The 4,729-nt window shown below is 67.5% G+C and carries 3 protein-coding genes and 1 pseudogene; 1 reads left to right on the forward strand and 3 read right to left on the reverse strand.

From position 1 onward, the window contains the following. A pseudogene (locus tag ACIQ6O_RS13085) lies at positions 1 to 495 on the forward strand (epimerase); the annotation flags it as partial. Between the two features lie 53 nt (positions 496 to 548). Here ACIQ6O_RS13085 and ACIQ6O_RS13090 read toward each other — a convergent pair. The 3 genes from ACIQ6O_RS13090 to ACIQ6O_RS13100 all read right to left on the reverse strand — a co-directional run. Next, complete coding sequence (locus tag ACIQ6O_RS13090; RefSeq protein WP_396208235.1) at positions 549 to 2,165, reverse strand: amidase; 1,617 nt, start codon at positions 2,163 to 2,165, stop codon at positions 549 to 551. A 2-nt stretch (positions 2,166 to 2,167) separates the two neighbouring features. Further along, positions 2,168 to 3,658, reverse strand: coding sequence for a lipase family alpha/beta hydrolase (locus tag ACIQ6O_RS13095; protein ID WP_396208236.1), 1,491 nt, complete (start codon positions 3,656 to 3,658; stop codon positions 2,168 to 2,170). A gap of 85 nt (positions 3,659 to 3,743) precedes the next feature. Continuing rightward, positions 3,744 to 4,729, reverse strand: a 986-nt coding sequence (locus ACIQ6O_RS13100; protein WP_396208237.1) for an alpha/beta fold hydrolase, incomplete at its 5' end; no start/stop codon positions are given.

The following is a 4,729-nucleotide window of genomic DNA, read 5'->3' on the forward strand; positions in this document are numbered from 1 at the left end:
CAGGTGAAGCGTGTGCAGCAGGGCAAGCCGTTCCTGCTGTTCGGCGACGGCACCCTTACCGCGTGCAAGCCCATCAGCGACGACGATGTGGCCGAGTATCTCGCCGGCTGCCTTACCGACAGCCGTCGCGCCAATCAGGTGCTTCCCGTTGGAGGTCCCGGGCCGGCGATCACCCTGCGTGAGCAGGGCGAGCTTCTGTTCCGTCTCGCCGGCAAGCCGCCCCGCTTCAAGAGTGTGCCGGTGACGTTCTTCGACGTGATCGTCACCATTCTGAACGCGCTCGGCACGATCATTCCACCACTCCGCGACAAGGCGGAGTTCGCGCGAATCGGTCGCTACTACGCCACCGAGTCGATGCTGCTGTGGGACCCGGTGGCGCAACGCTACGACGCCGATGCCACCCCGTCGTTCGGTTCGGACACGCTCGAAGCGCACTACGCCCGCATGCTGCGCGGCGAAGTGGCCGACGATCGGGGCGAGCACGCGGTGTTCTGACTCCGCGCCCTCAGTCGTCCTCCGCGCCGCCGCGAAAGCAGTTCAGTAATCGGTTACCGGAGCGGGGGCGCCCGGAACCGCCGGCTCGCCTGCTCATACGAATGGGCAAGCGCGAGTACCTTCGCATCGTCGCCCGGCAGCCCTACGAACGAGAGATTGCCCGCGGGCATCCCGTCGGCACCGTAGCCGGCCGGCACCGATACCTCGGGCAGACCGAGCCAGTTGCCGTAGCCGAGCGGGGTGCGCACATCGGGCCAGGGCGACGCGGCGTCCGGCGCCTTGAAGGGCATGGTGGGATAGATCATCGCATCGATCCGGCGATCCTTCATGCTCTGGGCGAGCGCCGCCACCGCCTGCTGGCGCGACGCGAGAAAGCTCACCGCGGCGGCGTCGCGCTCGTACGGCTCGCGGGTGAGCCGCTCCATCGCGTCCCACTCCACTGGCAGTACGTCGTAGAACGCACGGAACGCGGCGTGCCCCTGCTTCACCGCAGCGAGCGCATCGGCCGCGCTCATGCCCTGTCGCACGAAATAGCGCAGCAACGCATTGGCGGTGCTCGCCGGTGAATTGGCGTTGGGGGCTACGTCACCGCGCGCCTTGGCGTCGGCCATAAAGCGGTCGCGGTAGTTGGTGCGATCCACCGGCGCGGCGAACGCTTCGATGATCGCTCCCGCCTGCGTGCAATCGGCCAGCGCGGCATCGAGCAGCTGCAGACACTCGCTGGTCATCTGCGCGCGCGGGGCGTGCACCTCTACGAAGCCGAGGCGCGCGCCTCGCAGGGCCGTGCCATTCAACGTCCCGAGCGTGCCGCGGCGCCACGCCGACGTGAGCGAGAGCCCGTCATCGTTGTCGTGTCCGGCGAGCGCATCGAGCATCAGCGCCGCGTCGGCCACGGTACGGGCGAGCGGACCATGCGTGTCGAGCACCGGCCACGTGGGGATCACCCCGCTCCGGGGCACGAGCCCGAAGGTGGGCTTCATCCCCACCACACCGGTGAATTGCGCCGGAATGCGATTGGACCCGCCGTCGTCGGTGCCGAGGGCGCAGAACGCCATGCCGCATGCCACGGCTACGGCCGATCCGGCGCTGGAGCCACCGGGGGTCTTGAGTCCCGCGGCATCGTACGGGTTGAGCACCTGTCCCGAGAAGCTCGACGTGCCGTTACCGCGATACGCAAAGTCGTCGGCGGCCGTTTTGCCCAGCACCACGGCGCCGCCGGCGCGCAATCGCTCCACCTCGATGGCATCGCGCCGCACCGGCCCAGGAAAAAGGCGGGCCCACTCGGCGCTCGATGCGCTGGTGGGCGCGCCCTGCACGTCGTAGATGGATTTCGCGAACAGCGGCACGCCATCGAGTGGGCTACGCAGCGTCTTGTTACGCAATCGGGCGTCGGATGCGCGCGCCTCCGCTGCCGCGGTGTCGGCGAGGACGTCGATGGCCTTGAGACGCGCGCCGGTGGTGCGGCATGACTCGAGCGCCTTCAGGGTGACCTCGAGCGCCGTGTATTCGCCGCGCAGTCGCCCCGCCTGATACTGCGCGATGGTGCCACGCAGCGGGTCGTCGGCCACGGGCCATTCCGTGATGAACGAAGACAGGCCGTTGCGCGCGGCCAGGGGGAGCGCGAACAACGCACCGAAGTAGTGCAACGCCTCACGACGGGACAGGCTCATATTCAGACTCGTTCGTTCCACGGGCGTGTTTCGAGACGTAACACGGCGCGGATTCCGGGAGTGGTGTGTTGAACGACCGGCAACTCGAACACCCAGTTGCCGGGTAACGGGTTCTCAGCGTGCGCCGTGCGCGTCACGGCGTTGGGGCTTTCCGTGTCCCATCCGTAGCGCAGCGACCACATACCATCGGCACTGCACGTGGCCTCGAGATTCACCTTGTCACGGAAGAGGAAGCCCCCGTCGTAGTGATCGCGCCGCCAGAACGGTGTACCGTCCACCTGATATTCGGGGACTTGCACGCCGATGTCGAGGCTGAAGCCCAGCGTGGGGCGCGTTGGGTCAACGCGCGCGTCGCTCAACAGGAAGGCGCTCGCGAGGTGAACCGGCTGGCGCGCCTTGACGTGGCGATCGTAGTCGACGAATACGGCCGATCCCTCATCGCTCGTGCGGCGGTGCAAGTCCCAGCGGGCACCGCGCACCCGCGCGATCACATCCAGCAGGTAGTTCGCGCGTATCTGATGTCCGCCGTCCTTCTGCTGTTGCACACCGGGTGGCAGAGAAATGTGCTCGATGTCGAGGAACGCATCCACCCGCACATTGCCGAATAGGAACCGCCGCAGGTTCTGGTAGCCATCTTCGGAGTTGACGATGCCGTAGTGGCCCCCATGCGAACGGTGCACGAAGGCGCGCGGCGCGTCGGCCACGTAGGCGTTGGCAATCCGCACGAGCCCGTCGCTCATGGGCCCCACAGCGAGGCGCGCCAGTCCGTAGTCGTCGTGGTTGGTGCCCACGAGACTGAAGAAGCGCTCCTCCGGGTAGGCGCCGTCGAGGGAGTTCACCGGCGTTTCGGGGCCGAGGCCGAGGTACGTGCGCATGCGCGTCTCGTTGAACGTGTCGGCCTGGTTGAACCCGAAGCCGGGCACGTTGCCGATGCCGCGCACGTCGATCCCGCCGTGCGGTGTCGCATAGGTGAACACCTTGTCGATGCGCTGGTCGTTGCGCGACAGCGTCTGCAGCAGACAGCGCACGATCAACCCACCCATCGAATGGGCTACCAGATACACGCGAAAAGCGCTCGACGTACTGCCGTGCCGTGCGCGGTCGCCGGGCGCATAGCGATCGTGTAGCGCGTTCACGAGATCGAGTAACCCCTGGGCGTACGCTTCGATCTCGTCGCGTCTGCCGCTGCCGAGCTCCCTCGATGCCGACTCGTAGTAGCGGTAGATCCATACCGCGCGTGACGGCAACTCCGTGCTGTCGGCCACCTCGGTGCCGTCGAGGAACGTGTCACGATATCCCTCGTCTTTCATGAGCCGCACGAGCGGCGACTCGAACACGTGCCGGACCACCGATCTCGGGTACGTCTGCCGCAGCTTCGTGGAACCGAGGTTGAACCCCATGTAGGGATCGGCCACGGCGTGCTCCACGTCGCTGCCCGTCATCGCATAGCCGCGAACGTAGATGATCGGGTAGTAGGGGTGCTCGAACGACATACCATGGACCTCGTGGGGTGAGTGCCCGGTGCGCAGCGCACGTTGAACACTCCACGATACAGCGTGGTCTCGTGCTCTGCCGAGGTCAGGGCAGCGATGGCCGCGGCGTCGAGCCGGCCAGCGGGCGCGCGAGGAAGGCACGCAACGGAACGAGCGCCGCGTCCGGCGCTTCCTCGAAGGGCAGATGGCCCAGCTCTGCGAGCTTCACCAGCTGCGCCTGCGGGATGGCGTTCAGGTAGTCCTGCGCGTTGCTCACGGGAATCATCTGATCCTGCTCGCCCCACAGGAGCAACGTCGGGGCAATGATGCGCTGGAGTCGCGGAAGCGGATCGGTGAGCATCGTCTGCTGCATGCGCGTCAGCAGCGCCTGCCGATTGCCCGGTGCCAGCATGAGATCGTGGTAGCGCCTGACCACGGTATCGCTGAGGCGTGTGGGGTCGGCGTACGCCGGCGCCAGATTCGCGCGCAGCATGACGCGCGGCAGGATCCACCGCATGACGCCAAGCTCCGCCGGCACCTCGGCCGGTTTGTCGTAGGCAAACCCCGGGCTGGCAAAACCGTCGGGAGAGACGAGCACGAGCCGTTCCACGCGCTCCGGGTGCTCCGCCGTGAAGCTCCACGCGACGCGGCCACCCATGGAGTTCCCCACCAGCGTGGCGCGCGTGATGCGGAGCGAGTCGAGCAGCGCGAGCAGCAGGCGGTGTGTACGCGGGTCGCGATAGTCGTTGTCGGGCATCGCGCCGCTCAAGCCGTGGCCCGGGAAATCGAAGCGCACCACGCGGTAGCTGCGGTCGAGCGTCTTCGCCCACGGCTCCCAGGTGTGCAGGCTGGCTCCGAGGCCGTGCAGGAGCACCAGCACCGGGGCGTCACGTGGTCCGCTGTCTCGCACGTGCACTGCGACACCGTCGATGAGGCGTATGTCCGACGGGCGCGCCAGATACCGCGATTCCACGTCGACGCGCGCGAGGTCGGGCGTGTAGAGCAGGGCCGCACCGCCGGCGAGCAGGACGATCAGGGCGGCCATGAGGGAACGACGACGCACGAGCACGGGGCCACGGGGAACGAGGGGAC

The sequence above is a fragment of the Gemmatimonas sp. genome (assembly GCF_044345575.1).
In the GTDB taxonomy this organism is placed as follows: domain Bacteria; phylum Gemmatimonadota; class Gemmatimonadetes; order Gemmatimonadales; family Gemmatimonadaceae; genus Gemmatimonas.